16 protein-coding genes and 1 tRNA gene are annotated in these 16,555 nt (G+C 58.0%); 4 read left to right on the forward strand and 13 right to left on the reverse strand.

Translation table 11 applies throughout. From position 1 onward, the window contains the following. The 3 genes from rnr to RWM61_RS13130 form a co-directional block, all read right to left on the reverse strand. On the reverse strand, positions 1-2,202 hold a 2,202-nt coding region (gene rnr, locus RWM61_RS13120), incomplete at its 3' end, for a ribonuclease R (protein WP_314001452.1). A 170-nt stretch (positions 2,203-2,372) separates the two neighbouring features. Then, complete coding sequence (gene secG / locus RWM61_RS13125; RefSeq protein ID WP_314001455.1) at positions 2,373-2,612, reverse strand: preprotein translocase subunit SecG; 240 nt, start codon at positions 2,610-2,612, stop codon at positions 2,373-2,375. A 181-nt stretch (positions 2,613-2,793) separates the two neighbouring features. Further along, positions 2,794-3,561 carry a sugar phosphate isomerase/epimerase gene (locus RWM61_RS13130; RefSeq protein WP_314001457.1) on the reverse strand — a complete coding sequence of 256 codons (768 nt, stop codon included), beginning with the start codon at positions 3,559-3,561 and terminating at the stop codon, positions 2,794-2,796. 219 nt (positions 3,562-3,780) lie between these two features. On the opposite strand from RWM61_RS13130, the gene RWM61_RS13135 reads away from it, so the two are divergent. After that, on the forward strand, positions 3,781-4,299 hold the full coding sequence (locus RWM61_RS13135; protein WP_314001459.1) for a DinB family protein: 519 nt from the start codon (positions 3,781-3,783) through the stop codon (positions 4,297-4,299). A gap of 110 nt (positions 4,300-4,409) precedes the next feature. On the opposite strand, the gene eno is transcribed toward RWM61_RS13135, so the two are convergent. The 6 genes from eno to RWM61_RS13165 form a co-directional block, all read right to left on the reverse strand. Then, positions 4,410-5,702 (reverse strand): phosphopyruvate hydratase, encoded by a 1,293-nt coding sequence (eno, locus tag RWM61_RS13140; protein WP_314001461.1) that lies wholly within the window; start codon positions 5,700-5,702, stop codon positions 4,410-4,412. 61 nt (positions 5,703-5,763) lie between these two features. Next, positions 5,764-7,305: a 2,3-bisphosphoglycerate-independent phosphoglycerate mutase gene (gene gpmI, locus RWM61_RS13145; protein WP_314001463.1), complete on the reverse strand. Its 1,542-nt coding sequence runs from the start codon at positions 7,303-7,305 to the stop codon at positions 5,764-5,766. Between the two features lies 1 nt (position 7,306). Beyond that, complete coding sequence (tpiA, locus tag RWM61_RS13150) at positions 7,307-8,059, reverse strand: triose-phosphate isomerase (protein ID WP_314001465.1); 753 nt, start codon at positions 8,057-8,059, stop codon at positions 7,307-7,309. 25 nt (positions 8,060-8,084) lie between these two features. Then, positions 8,085-9,266 (reverse strand): phosphoglycerate kinase, encoded by a 1,182-nt coding sequence (locus RWM61_RS13155; protein WP_314001467.1) that lies wholly within the window; start codon positions 9,264-9,266, stop codon positions 8,085-8,087. Between the two features lie 139 nt (positions 9,267-9,405). Next, a complete protein-coding gene (gap, locus tag RWM61_RS13160) occupies positions 9,406-10,410 on the reverse strand; it encodes a type I glyceraldehyde-3-phosphate dehydrogenase (RefSeq protein ID WP_314001469.1) in 1,005 nt (334 codons plus the stop codon). Between the two features lie 72 nt (positions 10,411-10,482). After that, positions 10,483-11,451 carry a sugar-binding transcriptional regulator gene (locus tag RWM61_RS13165; protein WP_399538586.1) on the reverse strand — a complete coding sequence of 323 codons (969 nt, stop codon included), beginning with the start codon at positions 11,449-11,451 and terminating at the stop codon, positions 10,483-10,485. Positions 11,452-11,867: 416 nt separating this feature from the next. Here RWM61_RS13165 and RWM61_RS13170 point away from each other — a divergent pair. The 3 genes from RWM61_RS13170 (at position 11,868) to RWM61_RS13180 (ending at position 13,204) form a co-directional block, all read left to right on the forward strand. Further along, a tRNA-Arg gene (locus RWM61_RS13170) sits at positions 11,868-11,942 on the forward strand. Positions 11,943-12,103: 161 nt separating this feature from the next. Beyond that, complete coding sequence (clpP, locus tag RWM61_RS13175; RefSeq protein ID WP_314001471.1) at positions 12,104-12,685, forward strand: ATP-dependent Clp endopeptidase proteolytic subunit ClpP; 582 nt, start codon at positions 12,104-12,106, stop codon at positions 12,683-12,685. A gap of 273 nt (positions 12,686-12,958) precedes the next feature. Beyond that, entirely contained in the window at positions 12,959-13,204 is a 246-nt protein-coding gene (locus RWM61_RS13180; protein WP_314001473.1) for a sporulation histidine kinase inhibitor Sda, read from the forward strand. Between the two features lie 101 nt (positions 13,205-13,305). Here the strand turns inward: RWM61_RS13180 and RWM61_RS13185 are convergent, their stop codons facing one another. The 4 genes from RWM61_RS13185 to rapZ all read right to left on the reverse strand — a co-directional run bounded on the left by RWM61_RS13185 (position 13,306) and on the right by rapZ (position 16,514). Further along, the gene (locus RWM61_RS13185; RefSeq protein ID WP_036581853.1) at positions 13,306-13,575 is read right to left on the reverse strand and encodes an HPr family phosphocarrier protein; all 270 of its coding nucleotides are present in this window, start codon (positions 13,573-13,575) and stop codon (positions 13,306-13,308) included. A 96-nt stretch (positions 13,576-13,671) separates the two neighbouring features. Continuing rightward, a complete protein-coding gene (gene whiA, locus RWM61_RS13190; RefSeq protein WP_314001476.1) occupies positions 13,672-14,619 on the reverse strand; it encodes a DNA-binding protein WhiA in 948 nt (315 codons plus the stop codon). A gap of 5 nt (positions 14,620-14,624) precedes the next feature. Next, positions 14,625-15,614, reverse strand: coding sequence for a YvcK family protein (locus RWM61_RS13195; protein WP_314001478.1), 990 nt, complete (start codon positions 15,612-15,614; stop codon positions 14,625-14,627). 12 nt (positions 15,615-15,626) lie between these two features. Continuing rightward, complete coding sequence (gene rapZ / locus RWM61_RS13200) at positions 15,627-16,514, reverse strand: RNase adapter RapZ (protein WP_314001480.1); 888 nt, start codon at positions 16,512-16,514, stop codon at positions 15,627-15,629. Between the last annotated feature and the right edge of the window lie 41 nt (positions 16,515-16,555).

Below are 16,555 nucleotides of genomic sequence, written 5' to 3' on the forward strand. Positions count from 1 at the left end.
GCCCCGGCCGCCGCGACCCTCGCCGGCGGCGCCGCCCTTCCAATAGCCGCCTTCGCTGCGCGGCTTCATATCGACCATACCGAAGTCGATCGTATGGTCGGCCATGTTCACGCGCTCGATGCGCACCTTCACCTCATCGCCGATGCGGTAAATTTTCGAGGTGCGCTCGCCCACCAGCGCCATCTGCAACTCGTGGAAATGGTAGTAGTCGTCCGTCAGGTCGCTCAGCCGGATCAGCCCTTCGACCGTATTTTCCAGCTCGACGAACATCCCGAAGCTCGTCACGCTGCTGATAATGCCGTCGAACTCCTCGCCGACCTTATCCAGCATGAACTCGCACTTCTTGAGCTGCTCCGTGTCGCGCTCCGCCTCGACCGCGACCCGCTCGCGCTCGGACGAATGCTGTGCAATGTCCGGCATTCGCGCCTGCAGCGCCTCCTGCCGCTGTTCCGGCAGCACACCCCCGTACTCCAGTACCTCGCGCATGACGCGGTGGATCACCAGGTCGGGATAACGGCGGATCGGGGACGTGAAATGCGAATAGAATTCGGCCGCCAGACCGAAGTGTCCGAGGCTCTCGGCATCGTACTTCGCCTGCTTCATCGACCGCAGCATCATCGTCGAGATGACCGTTTCTTCCTTCGTGCCCCGGATTTCCTCCAACAGAGCCTGGAGCGCGCGCGGATGCACGGAATTGCCCTTGCCTTTCACCACATAGCCGAAATTGGACGCGAACTGGACGAAATGCAGCAGCTTCTCCGAATCCGGATTTTCGTGGATCCGGTACAGGAACGGTACCCGCAGCCAGTGAAAATGCTCCGCCACCGTCTCGTTCGCCGCCAGCATGAACTCCTCGATGATCTGCTCCGCCACCGAGCGCTCCCGCTTGACGATATCATACGGCTTGCCGTCCTCGTCGACCAGTATTTTCGATTCCTGAAAATCGAAGTCAATCGCGCCGCGCTTCATCCGCTTCGCCCGCAGCTTCATCGCGAGCTCCTCCATGACCTTGAACATGGGCACCAGCTCGGCGTACCGTTCCTTCAGCCCGGCATCGTCGTCCACCAATATTTTGCGCACATTTGAGTACGTCATGCGCTCCGCCGTGCGAATCACGCTCGTGAATACATCGTGCCGTACCCGTTTGAGCGTCTTGGCGTCGAACTCCATCTCGCACGACATCGTCAAACGGTCAACCTGCGGATTGAGCGAGCAGATGCCGTTGGACAGCCGGTGCGGCAGCATCGGGATCACACGGTCGACCAGATACACGCTTGTCCCGCGACGAAACGCCTCCTGATCGAGCTCGGACCTCTCCCGCACGTAATAGCCCACATCCGCGATATGAACGCCAAGCACGTAATTGCCGTTCTCGAGCCGTTCCACGTTGACCGCGTCATCGAGATCCTTCGCATCCTCGCCGTCGATCGTTACGATCGTCTTGCCGCGCAGATCGCGCCGCCCTTGCTGGACGATCTCTTCCTCCGTGATCGAATCCGGCGCCGCTTCCGCCTCCGCCAGCACCTCGTCCGGAAAACCTTCCGGCAGCTGATGCTTGCGGATGATCGACAGAATATCGACGCCCGGATCGTCCTTGTGGCCGAGGATTTCAACAATCTCTCCCGTCGCCGCGGACCGGCCTTCCGGATAATTCACGATCTTCGCGACGACCTTCTGGCCGGTCACGGCGCCGCCGAAGCTTTCCCGCGGGATGAAAATATCGCGGTTGATCCGCTTGTCGTCGGGAATGACGAAGCCGAACGCCTCATGATGCTCGAACGTGCCGACCACCTGGATAATCGCGCGTTGGACGATGCGCACGACCTCGCCCTCCATCCGGCCGCCGCCCTCGCTTTTGGACGTAACGCGCACAAGGACGATATCGCCGTTCATCGCGCTTTTCAGATCGTTGGCATGCAAATAGACGTCCGGATGGTTCCTGTCGTCGGGTATCAGAAAAGCAAACCCTTTCGCGTGCGCCTGCACCCGGCCGCGCGTCAAATTCATCCGCTCGGTCACGCCGTAGCGCTCATTGCGGGTCCGAACGATTTTCCCCGCTTCCTCCAGCTCGTTAAGCATCTTCAGGAACACCTTGAAATCGGTTGCTTCATCGATTCCGAAATGCTGCTCCAGCTCCTGATACGTCAGCGGCTTGTACGCCGTCTCCCGCATAAAATCGAGCAATTCCTGCTCCGTCACCACGTCGGTTCACCTCATATGCCGCACCGGTCTGTCGTCTATCGGCTTCTGTGCGGTCTGTGATAGATTTCCATATACCATTTAGTATACACGAAAAGCGGCAATTGAATCCGCGACCCCCGAAAAAACGAAAAGCGGACCGGCGAGCGGTCCGCTTCATCTCGTTCATTCCATTAGTTGTTTCCTACTACATAAGCTACAACCAGCGCCAGGATGAAAAAGCCGACAGCCAGTCCGACCGTCAGACGCTGCAGGAACAGGTCCAGGCCGCGCGCCTTCTGCTTGCCGAACAAATGCTCGGCGCCGCCGGTGATCGCGCCGGACAAGCCCGCGCTTTTCCCCTTCTGCAGAAGAACAACCGCGATCAGGCCGATCGAGAATATGATCAACAAAATTTTCATTGCGATGTCCACAGTTACACCTCCAGGCAGGAGCTAATAGTCGTTCCCATAGCCGATTGACGATAGCATCGGAACCACGGCAAACACAGTAAAATTATTGTATCACAGCCAGACAGCTAATACAACAATTTGGTTCTCGGCACAAAAAGGAAGCCTGCAAAGACTCACGCCCTGCAAGCTTCCATCCCCTCCATTAAACCAAACCGCGGCTCCTGAAATACTCAAGGCTGATTCGCGCACTCTCCAGAGGCGACGACTTGAACTGCTCCTGTTCGACGATGATGTATCGAATACCCGCGTCCTCCGCAACCGTCAGCACGTTGTCGAAGTCGACCGAGCCCGCCCCGATTTCCGTATCGCTGCGGCCTTCGCCGAAATCCTTGAAGTGCGCGAGCGGCACGCGGCCTTTGTAGCGGTTGATATAGTCGACAGGCTTGGCGCCGCCGACATGCACCCAGCCGAGGTCGAATTCGGCGATGAGGCGCTCCGCCGGAATGCGTGCCAGCAGGGCATCCATGATCGTTTCGCCGCCGATCTTTTTGAACTCGAAATCATGGTTGTGGTAGCCGTACTTCAGCCCCGCGGCCGTCACCAGCCTGGAGGCCGTGTCGATCGCCGCGATGAACCGCTCCAGGTCCTGCTCGCCCGGCACGTCCGGGAACGGCCACCAAGGCGTAATGATATACTCAAGCCCCAGCTCCTGCGCGTATTCGATTTGCTGCTGCAGGTCGGATTCGAGCTTGTCCGGCTCCGCGTGGTTCAGGCCGATATGCGCCGAAGGCGCTTTCAAACCGTTGTCGTCCAGCACCTTGCGGACTTCCTTCGCGGAGTGTCCGAAAAAGCCCGCGAATTCCACGGCCTGATAGCCGATTTCGGCCGCCTGCTTCAACGTGCCCGGCAGATCGTCCTTCGTCAAATCGCGGAATGTATACATTTGAATGCCGATGATCGGTTTTGCCATGAAGGTCACCACCATTTCTTCATAGTTTGGGTTGGATCTGAGCATGCGCTTGCGCTTGCAGTTTTATTATACCGCTGAAGAAAGGGGATACCAGTCAGGTTTTGGTGCGAATTGTTTGCGATTTTGGCGCAGTGTGTTGGGGGAAAAGGCGGCTGCCTTGACAGCGCCCGGCAACAAGCCTACATTGAAAGGTAACCGAAACACTAAGGAGGATGTCAAATGACGGGAAAACCGCAAGCAAGCGAGTATTTGCCGCAGGTGGAACAGTATGTAAAGCTGGTGCCGGAAGGCGAAATCATTGAAATAGTGAAGAAACGCAAGGATGATACGATCGCGCTGCTTAAGGGGCTGAGCGCGGAGCAGGCCGAATACCGCTATGCCGAAGGCAAGTGGTCGGTGAAAGAGGTCGTCGGCCACTTCACCGATAATGAGCGCGTGTGGGCCTATCGTCTGCTGCGGATCGCCCGCAACGACCCCAAAGGGCTTGTGGGCTACGACGAGAATGTGTTCGCTGCGCACGCGCCGTTCGGCATTCTCCCCATGTCCGACATCATGGAGGAGTATACCGCCGTCCGCGACGCGACGATCGCGCTGCTGCGCAGTCTGCCGGGCGACGCCTGGCTCCGCCAGGGTGAATTCAACAACCATCCGCTTTCGGCTCGGGCCGCCGCTTACGTCATCGTCGGCCACGAAATCCATCATATCAACGTCATCAAAGACCGATACCTGCGCCGGTAAACCGTGTCTGCCTAACCGGGAGGCGAGAACAAGCAAACGGCCGGAAACGATTACCAGGACATGCAAAAGCCCGGCGCCGCTCATGCGGCGGCCGGGCTTTGCCATGCGGCTTACTTGAAGTTTTTGAGGTTGTAGAACGCCGATTTGCCGGCGTATTGAGCCGTGCCGCCCAGCTCGTCCTCGATGCGAAGCAGCTGGTTGTATTTGGCGACGCGGTCCGTACGGGACGGAGCGCCGGTTTTGATTTGGCCAGCGTTCGTGGCAACGGCGATGTCGGCGATTGTGCTGTCTTCGCTCTCGCCGGAACGGTGGGAGATCACGGCCGTGTAGCCGGCGCGCTTCGCCATCTCGATCGCGTCGAACGTTTCCGTCAGCGAGCCGATTTGGTTCACTTTTACGAGAATCGAGTTGCCGATGCCCTTCTCGATGCCGGTGGACAGGCGCTCGGTGTTGGTGACGAACAGGTCGTCGCCGACGAGCTGAACCTTGCCGCCAAGCTTCTCGGTGAGCAGCTTCCAGCCTTCCCAGTCGTCTTCGGAGCAGCCGTCCTCGATCGTAATGATCGGGTACTTGTCGACCCAGGAAGCGAGCAGGTCGACGAACTCGGCGGAGGTGAAGGATTTGCCTTCGCCTTCGAGGTGGTACTTGCCGTCCTTGAAGAACTCGGTGGACGCTACGTCCATGCCGAGGTACACGTCGACACCCGGCTTGTAGCCTGCGCGTTCGATCGCCGCGATAATCGTCGTAATCGCCTCTTCGTTGGAGCCAAGGTTCGGAGCAAAGCCGCCCTCGTCGCCGACAGCGGTGTTCAGTCCTTTTTCCTTCAGAACGGATTTGAGGTTGTGGAAAATTTCCGCGCCGACGCGGAGCGCTTCGCGGAACGTCGGTGCGCCTACAGGCAGTACCATGAACTCCTGCACGTCGATGTTGTTGTCGGCATGCTCTCCGCCGTTGACGATGTTCATCATCGGTACAGGCAGTACCTTGGCATTGAATCCGCCGAGGTATGTGTAGAGCGGAATGTCCAGCGCGTCGGCGGCTGCGCGGGCGACGGCCATCGATACGGCCAGAATCGCGTTCGCACCCAGTTTGCCCTTATTCGGCGTGCCGTCAAGCTCGATCATCGCGCGGTCGATCGCGACCTGGTCAAGCGCGTCCAGACCGATAATTTCCGGCGCAATCAGCTCGTTCACGTTCTCAACGGCTTTCAGTACGCCCTTGCCCAGGTAACGGCCCTTGTCGCCGTCGCGAAGCTCTACGGCTTCGTAAGCCCCGGTGGAGGCGCCGGAAGGAACGATGGCGCGGCCTTTGGCCCCGGACTCGAGATGAACCTCCACTTCAACGGTCGGATTCCCGCGGGAATCGAGCACTTCGCGTGCGTAAACGTCGGTAATCATAGACATGTCGGGTAACACTCCTCTTTCGTTTTTATGGGTAGCTTAAGCCTAAGCCTGGGCTTGAATCTTATTTCTCGGCAATCATGGACGTGCCGGTCATTTCCTCCGGCTGCTCGATGCCGAGCAAATCGAGCATCGTCGGCGCGATGTCTGCCAGAATGCCGCCCTCGCGCAGCGAGGCGCCTTCCTTCGTGACGATGAACGGAACCGGGTTCGTCGTATGGGCCGTGAACGGCCGTTCCTGATCGTCCAGCACCAGATCCGCGTTGCCATGGTCGGCCGTAATCAGCGCGACCCCGCCCTTTGAGAGCACGGCTTCGACAACCATGCCCATGCATTCGTCGGTCGCTTCCACCGCTTTGATCGTCGGCTCCAGCATGCCGGAATGTCCGACCATATCCGGGTTCGCAAAGTTCAGGATAATGACGTCGTGCTTCTCCGCCTCGATCTCCTTCACCGCGGCCTCGGCCACCTCGTAGGCGCTCATCTCCGGCTTCAGGTCGTAAGTGGCGACCTTCGGCGAATTGATGAGGATGCGCGTCTCGCCCGGAAGCTCAACATCGCGCCCGCCGCTGAAAAAGAACGTGACATGCGGATATTTCTCCGTTTCCGCGATTCGCAGCTGCTTTTGGCCGTGCTGTACGAGCACTTCGCCGAGCGTATTGTCCAGGTTCTTCGGCTTGTAGGCGACGTAGCCGCCTACCGATTCGCTGAACAGCGTCAAGCATACGAAATAAAGATTCTGCGGATGCCCTTCGCCGCGGTCGAAGCCGCGGAAATCCGTGTTCGTGAACACCTGCGACAGCTGAATCGCCCGATCGGGACGGAAATTGAAGAAAATGACCGCATCCTCGGATTCCACCGGCGCAACCGGCTTGCCGTTGCCGCCGACGATGACGGTCGGCATGACGAATTCGTCGAAGACCGACTTCTCGTACGATTCGACGACCGCTTGAATCGGATCGCTGTATTGCGGCCCTTCGCCGTACACCATCGCGCGGTACGATTTCTCGACGCGTTCCCAGCGCTTGTCGCGGTCCATCGCATAGTAACGGCCTTGAACCGTGGCGATGCGGCCGACGCCAAGCTCCGAGATTTTCGCCTGCAGCCGCTCCAGATAACCCTTCGCGCTGTTAGGCGATACGTCGCGGCCATCCAGGAACGCATGAATGTAAACCTCGGTCAGCCCTTCCTTTCTGGCCAACTCCAGCAGCGCGACAAGATGGTCGATATGGCTGTGCACGCCGCCGTCCGATACGAGACCGTAAAGATGAAGCTTCTTGTTGAACGCTTTAACATGCTTGATCGCGCCCAGCATCGTCTCGTTCTCGAAAAACTCGCCCTCGCGGATCGATTTCGAAATCCGGGTCAAATCCTGGTACACGATCCGGCCGGCGCCGATGTTCAGGTGGCCGACCTCGGAGTTGCCCATCTGGCCCTCCGGCAATCCGACCGCTTCGCCGCAAGCGGTCAGCGTCGTATTCGGGTAAGTCGCCATATACCGGTCGTAGTTCGGCTTCTTCGCCTGGGCCACGGCGTTGCCGTGCGATTCCGGGCGAAGGCCGAACCCGTCCATGATGATCAAGGCGACGGGTTTCGGTGCGGCCATCTTACTTGGCCCCCTCGACAAGCGCAATATACGATGCCGGCTCCAGGCTGGCGCCGCCTACCAGCGCGCCGTCGATGTTCGGCTGCGCCATATATTCCGCGATGTTGTTCGGCTTCACGCTGCCGCCGTACTGGATGCGGACCGCCTGCGCCGTCGCCTCGCCCGCCGACGACTTCACGATATCGCGGATATAAGCGATAACATCCTCGGCGTCGGCGGCCGTCGACGACTTGCCCGTGCCGATCGCCCAGATCGGCTCATAGGCGATAACGACCTTCGCCGCCTGTTCCGCGCTCAAGCCTTGCAGCGCCGCTTCGGTCTGCACCTTGCAGACATCCTTCGTCTGTCCGGCTTCGCGTTCCTCCAGCTTCTCGCCCACGCAGACGATCGGCGTCAGGCCGTGCTTGAACGCCGCGTGCACTTTCTTGTTCACGATCCCGTCGGTTTCCGCGAAGTACGCGCGGCGCTCCGAATGGCCGATAATGACGTACTGCACGCCAAGATCCTTCAGCATGACGCCGCTGATTTCGCCGGTGAACGCGCCGTTGTCCTCGAAGTGCAGATTTTGCGCTCCGATGCTGATCGTCGTGTCCTTGGCCGCTTCAACAAGCGCCGGCAATGCCGTGTAAGGCGCGCAGATGACGCTCTCCACGCCGTCGATCTCGGCTTTGCCCTTCACTTCGGCGAAGAAAGAGGCGGCCTCGCCGACCGTTTTGAACATTTTCCAGTTGCCTGCGATAATCGGTTTTCTCAATGTCCGTCCATCCTCTCTGCTTGGCTTACTTATCGTTCAATGCTTCGACGCCCGGCAGCTTTTTGCCTTCCATGAACTCGAGCGAAGCTCCGCCGCCCGTCGAGATATGGTCCATGCGGTCCGCGAGCCGGAACTTCTCGGCCGCCGCGGCGGAATCCCCTCCGCCGATAACCGTATAGCCTTCCGTTTCAGCGCAAGCTTGGGCCACGACGCGCGTACCGTGCGAGAACGGCTCGATCTCGAATACGCCCATCGGTCCGTTCCATACGACCAGCTTCGACTTTTTGATGACGTCGGCGTACAGCTCGCGGGTTTCCGGTCCGATGTCGATGCCTTCCCACTCGGGCAGCATGCCGTCCACGTCGACGATCTGTGTGTTGGCGTCCGCGCTGAAATCGTCGGCAATAACGACATCGACCGGGATCAGGAAGTTTTTCCCGAGCTGCTTCGCCTTCTCGATAAAGCCGAGCGCCAGGTCGAGCTTCTCATTGTCTACCAGCGACTTGCCGATTTCGTGTCCTTGCGCTTTGAGGAACGTATAAGAAAGGCCGCCGCCGATCAGCACGTTGTCCGCGATCTCGAGCATTTTGTTGATGACGTCGATCTTGTCCTTCACCTTCGAGCCGCCGACGATCGCCGTAAACGGGCGATCCGGGTTGTTGAGCGCTTTGCCGAGCACTTCAAGCTCTTTCTCCATCAGCAGGCCGGATACGGCCGGCAGGTGATGAGCAATGCCCTCGGTGGACGCATGCGCACGGTGCGCGGCGCCGAACGCGTCGTTCACGAACAGGTCGGCCAGCTCCGCAAAAGCTTTCGCCAATTCCGGATCGTTCTTCTCCTCGCCGGCATAGAAACGGACGTTCTCGAGCAGCAGCACGTCGCCGTCGTTCATATTCGCGATTTGCGCCCTCACCGCATCTCCGATCGCTTCGTCGGCTTTCAAGACCGTCTTGCCGAGCAGTTCGGACAAACGCGTCGCCGCGGGCGTCAGACGCATCTCTTCGACGACTTGTCCGTTCGGGCGGCCCATATGGCTGGCCAGAATGACTTTCGCGCCGTTGCCGATCAAATACTTGATCGTCGGCAGCGTCTCGCGAATGCGCGTATCGTCCGTAATGGCGCCGTTCTCGAGCGGCACGTTGAAATCGACGCGCACGAATACGCGTTTGCCGGCTACTTCGACGTCTCTCACACTTTTCTTGTTCATGAACCGTTCCTCCTCTGATTGCCCGCCTGCCTGATGCGGTCATACCGGCGACCGGCGGGGCTGTGCATCCTAACGCGGTTAAAAGAGGAGAAACCGTTGCTCGCGTCTCTCCTCTTTATCCGTTGAAGCGATTATGGGATTACAGGCCTTTCCCGGCGATGTAAGCGGCCAGGTCGACGACGCGGTTGGAGTAGCCCCACTCGTTGTCGTACCAGGAAACGACCTTCACCATGTTGCCTTCGACGACCATCGTGGACAGCGCGTCGATCGTGGAGGAAGCAGGGTCGCCGTTGTAGTCGCTCGATACGAGCGGCTCTTCGGAGTAGTTCAGGATGCCTTTCAGAGGCCCTTCCGCAGCCGCCTTCAAGGCGCCGTTAACTTGCTCTACCGTTACGTTGTTCTTCACTTCCACGACAAGGTCGGTTACGGAAACGTTCGGCGTAGGAACGCGCATGGCCATGCCGTTCAGCTTGCCTTTCAGCTCCGGCAGTACGAGTGCAACGGCTTTGGCCGCGCCGGTCGTCGACGGAATGATGTTCTCTGCAGCGGCACGGGCGCGGCGCAGGTCCTTGTGCGGCAGGTCGAGCACTTGCTGGTCGTTCGTGTAGGAGTGAACGGTCGTCATCATGCCTTTGACGATGCCGAACTGGTCGTTCAGCACTTTCGCGAACGGCGCGAGGCAGTTCGTCGTACAGGAAGCGTTGGAGATAACCGTGTGAGCCTTCGGATCGTATTTGTCTTCGTTAACGCCCATAACGATCGTGATGTCTTCGTTCGTTGCGGGAGCGGAGATGATAACCTTCTTGGCGCCGCCTTGCAGGTGAAGCTCGGCTTTCTCCTTCGCCGTGAAAATACCGGTAGATTCGACGACGATCTCTACGCCGTGGTCGCCCCAACGCAGGTCCGCAGGATTGCGCTCCGCAAATACTTTGATCTCGCGGCCGTTGACGATCAGCGCGCCTTCCTTCGCTTCGACGGTTGCATCCAGACGGCCATGCGTCGTGTCGTACTTCAGAAGATGGGCCAGCGTCGCCGTATCCGTCAGGTCATTGACGGCCACGACTTGAACTTCCTTGCTGCTCAGCGCGGCGCGGAACACATTGCGGCCGATGCGGCCGAATCCATTGATACCGATTTTAACCATTCTTGTACATCCTCCTATTATTAAAACATATTTATTCATCAGGATAACCGAAGTTATCCGGAATCACACAAGTTACAAAGATAACATTTGCTCAGCGGCCGCTTCGTCGGTCACGAGCACATCCTCCTGCCCGTGCCGCATGACGGCCGCGATGGCGCGTCCCTTGCTCGCGCCGCCGGCGACGCCGATGCGAAGCTCGGCGTTGTCGATGTCCTCGATGCGCAGGCCGACCGTCGGCATGTTATGCACGACACGTCCCTGTTCGTCGAAATAGTAGCCGAACGCTTCCGCCAGCGCGCCCTCCTCGAGCAGCGAGGTCATCGTCCGTTCGTCGACCCGCCGCCTGCGGGCCATGACGAGCGCGTCGCCCATGCCGTGCAGCACGATGCGCGCCTTGCGGATATCAGCAAGGATATCGCTGACGGTCGGATCCTGAATCAGCGATTGATAGGCTTCCTCGCCAAGATGATCGGGCACGTGAAGCATGCGGTACTGGGCGCCCGTCCGCTTCGCCATCGCCGATGCGATCGTATTCGCCTGCAGTTCGACCCGCTCGCCCAGCCCGCCGCGCGCAGGAACGAACAGGCAGCCCTTGAACTGCGGAGAGGGCGTCATCCGTTCCGCGATTTGAGCCATTGTGGAGCCGCCCGTGACGGCGATAATATCGCCCTTCGTCACATAGCGTCGAAGAATCGAAGCGGCCGCCCGGCCAAGCTCCTGCTTCACGTGCGGAGAATCGTCGGAGTCGCCCGCGACGATTATCGCCTGCTTCAGGCCGAACCGCCGGCGCAGCTCCTCCTCCAGCTCCGTGATGCCGAACAGCATCTTGACCAGCGGCTCCATCTCCTCCAGCAGCCGTTCGCCGGAGACCGTCGCGCGCATCCCGTCGGCTCCGATGTCGAGCAGCCCTTGCGATTCGAGGAACTCGGCTTCCGCGCGCAGCACCCGCTCCGTCATATGAAGCGCCTGGGCCAGCGTGCGCCGTCCGACCGGGCCGGTTAAGCGAACGTGATGGAGAATCGTGTATCTTTTTTTCATCATATCGGAAAGGTCCGGGATTAACTGCTTCTGAACATTAATGAGCTTTCTCACGTCATGCACCCGTTCCTTCCCCAGGATGTGCGTAGGTTACCCGACTCCCCGGTTAAATATGTAAAGGAAGGAGAGTCTTGCGGACACTGCCGCATGCGGCCCGCCAACTTGCTGGACGATAATCGTCCCGCTGCAACTTTTTCCGTCCCACCAGGGTCAAAAAAAAGGCAGTCATGCTTTTCCTTCTGTTTCATTGTAAAAGATCGCGTGTGAAAAAGCAAGCGATAGCGGCCGAAATCCGCTTCGCCGCCGATCAGGCTCAAGGCAAACCCGCATTCGCCCGGCGGCGCTCGGCTTCCACTATTTTTATTTCCGTTGCTCTTGCAATTCGCCCGGGATTATCTTATAATAACTTTTGCTGACTTGCGCCCGTGGTCCAATGGATATGACGTAGGCCTCCGGAGCCTGAGATCTAGGTTCGATTCCTAGCGGGCGCGCCATCTATACTCCGGATTGAAACCGAATGTTGAACCGAACCGGCACCGCCGGTTTTTTTGCGCGTTGAGTTTGACTATCTTTGACTTTTACTTCGGAATTCGTTATGATGAGTACAGATTAACAACCATTATCGACTTTACGATTGGAGGGGGCACTTGTGGACATGAATTTCGTCCCAATGGTTATTGAGCAAAGCAATCGCGGGGAACGGGCTTACGATATTTATTCGAGGCTCCTGAAGGATCGCATCATCTTCCTCGGCACCGGCGTCAACGACGTGGTCGCAAACTCCATTATCGCTCAGCTGCTGTTCCTGGCGGCCGACGACCCGGAGAAGGACATCAGCCTGTATATCAACAGCCCCGGCGGCTCCATTACGGCGGGCATGGCGATTTATGACACGATGCAGTTCATTAAGCCCGACGTTTCGACGATCTGTGTAGGTATGGCGGCCTCCATGGGCGCGTTCCTGCTGACGGCCGGAGCGAAAGGCAAACGTTACGCGCTGCCGAACAGCGAAGTGATGATCCATCAGCCGCTTGGCGGAGCGGAAGGGCAAGCCAGCGACATCGAGATCCGCGCCAGACGGATCCTGAAGATGCGCGACAAGCTGAACGCCATCCTTGCCGAGAGATCGGGGCAACCGCTCAGCCGGATCGAGAAAGACACCGACCGCGACTACTTCATGTCCGCGGAAGAGGCGCTCGCTTACGGCCTCGTCGACAAAGTCATCGAGAAAATTTAATCAAGGCCGCGCATAACAGGCGCCTACCCGTCGCAGGGTGGGCGTTTTTACATTTTCTTCAATTATCATACATTGCACGATCTGTCAACCATATTTCGAGGCTGTGAAATGGAGAACACGAACAGCTTCCTCCATGCTATGATAAAGACAAGCTAAACCTGCCATAATCATACAGTTGTAGACAGGTTTTGAAAACGAATTTTTGGAGTGCTGCTTATGCGTTTTTCAAATCCATTTCTCACCATGCGCAACGCTGTAAAAGAGTACGAACCGTTGAACAGATCAAGCGCCTCTTCCGTCTCCCGTCGTCCGACACCATTCACGGCGCACCAAACAGCGGAATCATGCCCGATACCGCTGCAGGACAAGACCATGCTGCTTCGCCCCCTGAACGACGAGCATCTGCTCGAAGTTTACCGCGAAGCCAAGGCGATGAACTTGTCCGACGAATTCATCCAGCTGATCGAAGATGCGCTTCGCACGCGCAACATCGAAGCGCCGGAGCTCTCGAATTCATAACGATCTGTCAGCCGCCCTCACGGGCGGCTTTTTGTTATTCCGCTATCCCGCGCCCAAACTAAAAAAGCACCCTTCGGGCGCCCTTTCGTACGTGCTTGTGCTTATTGATTCTCCAGTTCTTCCTTGCTGACCAGATTGACCAAAGCGGTTACAGCCTGCTCGGCGTCCGAACCGTCCGCGCTGATCGTAACTTCCGTGCCGGAGCTGATCGCCAGGCTCATAATGCCCATGATCGACTTGGCGTTAACCTTCTTATCGTCCTTCTCGACGAAAACCTCGGACGAAAACTTATTGGCTTCTTGCACGAACAGCGCCGCCGGTCTTGCATGGAGTCCCGTCTTCAGACGTACGACAACCGGTTGCTTTGTCATGAAACATACCCCCTATAAGGATTTCACTCGCTACGTATCCTATTGTGAACGAAGACGTGTTAGGCTTTTTGCACTATTATAACATTAATTGCATGCCTAGACTACTGTCGAGCCTTGGCCGTTTCTTATTTTTTCCGCCAATTCGTCGATTTTGCGCAGCCGGTGGTTGACCCCCGATTTGCTGACGGAGCCCTTGAGCAGGTCGCCGACCTCCTTGAGGTTCATATCGGGATGCGCCAGCCGGATTTCGGCCACCTCGCGCAGCTTATCCGGCAGGTTCTCCAGGCCGACTTCCTTCTGCAGCAATTTAATGTTGTCGATCTGCCTGACCGCGGCGCCGATCGTTTTGTTCAAATTAGCGGTTTCGCAGTTGACGATCCGATTGACCGAATTGCGCATGTCCCGCATAATCCGGACATCCTCAAACTTGAACAACGCCTGATGGGCGCCGATGATGTTGAGCAGTTCGATGATCTTCTCGCCTTCCTTGATGTAAAAAATGAAGCCCTTCTTTCTTTCGATACAGCGTGCGTTCAAGTTGAATTTGTTGGCGAGCCCGACGAGAGCCTTGCAGTGCTCCTCATACAGCGAAGCGATTTCCAGGTGATAGGACGACCCTTCGGGATTGTTGACCGAGCCGCCGGCGAGAAAGGCGCCGCGTAAATAGGAGCGCCTGCAGCAGGGCTTGCGCAAAATTTCCTTGTCGATCCCTTGGTTGAACATAAAACCTTCCGAAACGATCTTCAATTCGGACAGTATCTCTTGTACCTTTGCCGGAATCCGGACGATATAAACGTTGTTTTTTTTCAGCCGCATTTTTTTGCGGACCAGCAGCTCCGTGTGCACGGCGAATCTTTTTTTGAGAAGCGTATAAATCCGTCTGGCGATCGCGGCGTTTTCCGTCGAGATATCGAGAACGACTTTACGGCTGGACAATTGAACCGAACCGTTCATCCGGATCAAAGCCGACAATTCCGCCATTTCGCAGCAATCGTCCGCCTCAAGGAGCGTCAGTTCTTTTTTCGTTTGCGCCGCAAAGGACACGTCTCTCACCTCTTTCGGGACATCCAGTTTTCCACAAGCTGATAAATATGGTGGCTGAGCCGCGCGGCGTCATGCCGCAAATACGTGCTGAACATGACCAGGCGGTCGGAAATGACCTTTATCCCCCTGCCGTTCAGCTCCCCGTAATCGACTTCGACGGCCTTCGCCCCCTCCTCCGCGTATTTCTGCAGGACCTGGGGCGGAATCTCGCCGTTATTGACGATGACGTAATGAAACAGCGATGCTCCTAGATGCTCCTGAATGGCGTGCAGGTGATCCGATACGGAATAACCGTCCGTCTCGCCCGGCTGGGTCATGACGTTGCAGACGAACAGCTTCACGGCATCCGATTCGATAAGCGCTTGCGCCAATTCCGGGACAAGCAGATTCGGCATGATGCTGGTGTACAAGCTGCCCGGTCCGACCAGGATCGCATCGGCCGACCGGATCGCCTCCACCGCCTCGGGAAGCGGCTCGACCCAGGACGGTTCGATGAATACGCGTTTGATCCGGCCGCGCGCCTTCGGAATCATCGACTCGCCTGTCACAATTGTGCCGTCCGACATTTCCGCCTTCAGCACCGTAGCGTGCGCCGCCGCCGGCAGCACCTTGCCGCGTACGGCCAATACCCGGCTCAGCTCGCGCACGCCGGTCACGAAATCGCCGGAAATATCGGTCATAGCCGCCAACATCAGGTTGCCCAGACTGTGGCCGGCTAAACCGTTTCCGGTCGGAAAACGATATTTCAACAGCTTCGTCAGCAGCGGCTCCACATCCGCAAGCGCCATCAGCACGTTGCGGATGTCGCCGGGCGGCGGAATTTGCAGCTCGCTGCGGAGAATGCCGGAGCTGCCGCCGTCATCGGCCACCGTAACGATGGCCGTAATATCGAGCGGCTTTTCCTTCAAGCCCCGGAGCATAACCGACAATCCCGTGCCGCCGCCGATAACGACGATTCGGGGGGTGCTGCGCGTGCCTTCACCGTGATGCTCCATTTATTCACCCCATTAATGTCGGTCGCGCTCGGCGTCGCGATGGCTGACGCGCACCGTTTCGGTATCGCTGCTGCCCAGCGTGCGTCCGAGATACTCGGCAATGGCCACCGAGCGGTGCTTGCCGCCGGTGCAGCCGATGCCGATGACGAGCTGGCTCTTGCCTTCCTTCTCATACATGGGAATAAGGAAATTGAGCATATCGAGCAGTTTCGACAGGAAGGTTTGCGTTTCGGGCCATTTCATGACATATTCGTAGACTTCGGCATTCTGCCCCGTGTTCGGACGGAGGTGGTCGACATAATGCGGATTCGGCAAAAACCGGCAGTCGAAAATCAAATCCGCGTCAATCGGAACGCCGTATTTGTAACCGAACGACGTCAGGTTGACCGAGAACGTCTTCTGCTCCGCATTCGTAAACCGGGAGACGATCTGCTCCTTCAACTTGGCCGGCTTCAGGCTGCTCGTATCGATAACCTGTGTCGCCAGTCCCTTCAAGTCCTCAAGCAGCCTGCGCTCGAGTGCGATGCCTTCCAGCGGGAGCCCTTCGGGCGCAAGCGGGTGCCGTCTCCGGCTTTCCTTGTAGCGCTGGACCAGCACGCTGTCCGTAGCGTCGAGGAACAGAATCTCGTAGCTGATCGTATAGTGCTCTTTCATGTAATTGAGCGACTCGGACAGCGCGGTGAAAAACTCCCGGCCGCGCAGGTCGATGACAAGCGCCACTTTGCCGATTTTGCCTTTGGACGATTCGATCAGCTCGGCAAATTTCGGAATGAGCACCGGCGGGAGGTTGTCGACGCAGAAAAAGCCCAAATCCTCCAAGCTTTGCACGGCAATCGTTTTGCCCGCTCCGGACATGCCGGTAATGATGACGAGCTTCGCCATCCCCGTTCCGTTATCCATTTGCGTTCCCCCCTCCATGCTAAGCCGCACTGAACCCGATT

It is taken from the genome of uncultured Paenibacillus sp. (genome assembly GCF_963515335.1).
Classification (GTDB): domain Bacteria; phylum Bacillota; class Bacilli; order Paenibacillales; family Paenibacillaceae; genus Paenibacillus_I.

Excerpts from the sequence above, each read along its gene's own strand:
- RWM61_RS13155 (WP_314001467.1), bottom strand. The coding sequence starts at position 9,266 with ATGAACAAGAAAAGTGTGAGAGACGTCGAAGTAGCCGGCAAACGCGTA.
- clpP (WP_314001471.1), top strand. The coding sequence starts at position 12,104 with ATGAATTTCGTCCCAATGGTTATTGAGCAAAGCAATCGCGGGGAACGG.
- RWM61_RS13130 (WP_314001457.1), bottom strand. The coding sequence starts at position 3,561 with ATGGCAAAACCGATCATCGGCATTCAAATGTATACATTCCGCGATTTG.
- RWM61_RS13195 (WP_314001478.1), bottom strand. The coding sequence starts at position 15,614 with ATGGAGCATCACGGTGAAGGCACGCGCAGCACCCCCCGAATCGTCGTT.
- rapZ (WP_314001480.1), bottom strand. The coding sequence starts at position 16,514 with ATGGATAACGGAACGGGGATGGCGAAGCTCGTCATCATTACCGGCATG.
- gap (WP_314001469.1), bottom strand. The coding sequence starts at position 10,410 with ATGGTTAAAATCGGTATCAATGGATTCGGCCGCATCGGCCGCAATGTG.
- RWM61_RS13165 (WP_399538586.1), bottom strand. The coding sequence starts at position 11,451 with ATGATGAAAAAAAGATACACGATTCTCCATCACGTTCGCTTAACCGGC.
- RWM61_RS13185 (WP_036581853.1), bottom strand. The coding sequence starts at position 13,575 with ATGACAAAGCAACCGGTTGTCGTACGTCTGAAGACGGGACTCCATGCA.
- RWM61_RS13135 (WP_314001459.1), top strand. The coding sequence starts at position 3,781 with ATGACGGGAAAACCGCAAGCAAGCGAGTATTTGCCGCAGGTGGAACAG.
- eno (WP_314001461.1), bottom strand. The coding sequence starts at position 5,702 with ATGTCTATGATTACCGACGTTTACGCACGCGAAGTGCTCGATTCCCGC.
- gpmI (WP_314001463.1), bottom strand. The coding sequence starts at position 7,305 with ATGGCCGCACCGAAACCCGTCGCCTTGATCATCATGGACGGGTTCGGC.